This is a genomic window from Micromonospora sp. ATLC16, from assembly GCF_057196645.1.
Genome location: NZ_JBXUOW010000148.1, coordinates 1 through 2047 on the forward strand (window position 1 = coordinate 1; position 2047 = coordinate 2047).

The following is a 2047-nucleotide window of genomic DNA, read 5'->3' on the forward strand; positions in this document are numbered from 1 at the left end:
CGGGGGCCTCGTAGGGCCGCGGCAGAAAGTCACACCCGCGCCCGGGGGGGGGGGGGGAGCCCCCCCCCCCCCCCACGTCAGCCGTCGGCCCGTTCTCCCCCGGTCGGCACAAAGCGGACGAAGTCTTCACCCATACCGTACGACCCCAGGACGGTGAAACCGGCAGTGCTCCGCTGCTCGCACCGCTCCTCCAGTCCGGCCCGGAAACGACCGAACGACTCCAACGACGGCAGTGGTCCGGGCAGATCCGGGCCCATGACGACGTCGACGAAGCTGAGCCCGTCGTCGAGCCGCAGGGTCAGGTAGCGGAATTTGGGCGGACGCAGCCGGGCCAGATCCCGGTGCACCCTGTCGAGCAGGGCCAGATGCTCGTCGAGGCGGTCCGGGCGGACCCGATACGTGATCAGAAGCGTCTCCATGGTCAGCTCACCCGGCCAACAGCCGGAACCGCAGCGAGGAGTTCGGTGAGCATCGCGGTGATCAGTTCCGCTCGGCCTTCGCCGGGCGCGATCCGACCGTCGGCGGTCGGGTCCGACCGGTCCGCACCGGTCCAGTCGAAGTCCGTGAACAACCCCAGCTCGACATGGCTCGGCAGGACCTCCATGCCCACCTCGGCGAGAATCGGCCGCAGATGCTCGGCCGCCCGCCCTCCCCCGCGTACGCCGTAGGCGAGCACACCGGCCGGCTTGCCGCGCCACTCGGCGTCCAGATAGTCGATGGCGTTCTTCAGGACCGCCGGGACCGAACTGTTGTACTCCGGGGTGACGAAGACGAACGCGTCGTACGCCGCCACCACCGTCGACCAGCGGCGGGTGTGGTCGTGACGGTAGTCGCCGAACCTCGCCGGCACGGGTTCGTCGAGCATCGGCAGCCGCTGCTCGGCGAGATCGACCAGTTCGACGGTCACCTCGCCCGCTCGCGCCGCCGGATGCCCGGCCGCCGTCTCGGCCGCCCATCCCGCCACCGTCGGGCCACGTCGCCCCGGGCGGCTGCTGCCGACGACCAGGCCCACCTTGATCGGTCCGTGCTGTCGTGTGCTGTTCATGAGCCGATCCCACCGCCGTCGGAGGCACTCGGGGAGACCGGCGGGAGGGTAGCCCCGGCGGGGACACCCTCCCGGGTCACGGGCGCGGCAAACTGGACGGGTGATGGACGGCGAGTTGGGCGCGTTCCTCCGCAGCCGCCGCGAGGCGCTGCGCCCCGAGCAGGTGGGGCTACCCACCAACGGCCGGCGGCGGACCCCGGGCCTGCGGCGTGCGGAGTTGGCCACGTTGGCCCAGGTCAGCGTGGAATACCTGACCCGGCTCGAACAGGGCCGGGACACCCACCCGTCGCCGGGCATCCTCGCCGCGCTGGCCGAGGCACTGCGGCTCGACGACGCCGACCGGCGGCACCTTCAGCAACTCGCGTCGGTCGATCACCGGCGGCAACTCTGCGCGGGCGGGCGGCCGACCGTGTCGCGTACCGTCCGCCCACAGGTCCACACGTTGCTGGAGGCGCTACGGGACCGGCCGGCGTACCTGACCAACCGGATCGGCGACGTGCTGGCCTGGAACGAGCCGTTCGAAAGGTTGGCCCGGCCGCTGGGGCTGCTCGACGACGAGCGGCCCAACCTCGTGTGGTTCCTCTTCGCCGACGAGCGCGCACGTCAGCACTTTCCCGACTGGGCCGACCTCGCCGACCAGCAGGTCGCCGACCTGCACCGGTTGCGCGGGGGCGACCCCGCCGCCGACGCGTTCGCCGAACGGCTCGCCCGTACCGTCGGGGAACCGTTCCGGTCCCGGTGGCAGCGCCGGCCGGTCGCCGTGCAGCCGAGCGGAGTGCGCTGGCTGCGGCATCCGCAGGTGGGTCCGCTGCGGCTGTCGTACGAGACCCTGGAACTCGCCGACGACCAGCAGCGACTGGTGGTGCAGCAGCCCGCCGACGCGGACAGCGCCGCCGCGCTGGACCGCCTCCTGGGCCGCCGCCCCGGCGGCCTCCGCTCGGTAGCCGGCTGAGGGGTGAGACGCAACCACCCGCCCCCGCCGCCCCGCCCCCGCGCCACCCC

Annotated in this window: 3 protein-coding genes; 1 reads left to right on the top strand and 2 read right to left on the bottom strand. The window is 73.0% G+C overall.

Annotation, left to right across the window (positions count from 1 at the left end; all coding sequences use genetic code 11):
- Positions 1-77: 77 nt before the first annotated feature.
- Together AC2CHE_RS26745 and AC2CHE_RS26750 are read right to left on the bottom strand one after the other, a co-directional pair.
- Complete coding sequence (locus tag AC2CHE_RS26745) at positions 78-419, bottom strand: hypothetical protein (RefSeq protein WP_484507594.1); 342 nt, start codon at positions 417-419, stop codon at positions 78-80.
- A 2-nt stretch (positions 420-421) separates the two neighbouring features.
- Positions 422-1045, bottom strand: coding sequence for an NADPH-dependent FMN reductase (locus tag AC2CHE_RS26750; RefSeq protein ID WP_484507595.1), 624 nt, complete (start codon positions 1043-1045; stop codon positions 422-424).
- A 103-nt stretch (positions 1046-1148) separates the two neighbouring features.
- Here AC2CHE_RS26750 and AC2CHE_RS26755 point away from each other — a divergent pair, with 103 nt between their 5' ends.
- A complete protein-coding gene (locus AC2CHE_RS26755) occupies positions 1149-1997 on the top strand; it encodes a helix-turn-helix transcriptional regulator (protein WP_484507596.1) in 849 nt (282 codons plus the stop codon).
- Positions 1998-2047 lie beyond the last annotated feature (50 nt).

Excerpts from the sequence above, each read along its gene's own strand:
- AC2CHE_RS26745 (WP_484507594.1), bottom strand. The coding sequence starts at position 419 with ATGGAGACGCTTCTGATCACGTATCGGGTCCGCCCGGACCGCCTCGAC.
- AC2CHE_RS26750 (WP_484507595.1), bottom strand. The coding sequence starts at position 1,045 with ATGAACAGCACACGACAGCACGGACCGATCAAGGTGGGCCTGGTCGTC.
- AC2CHE_RS26755 (WP_484507596.1), top strand. The coding sequence starts at position 1,149 with ATGGACGGCGAGTTGGGCGCGTTCCTCCGCAGCCGCCGCGAGGCGCTG.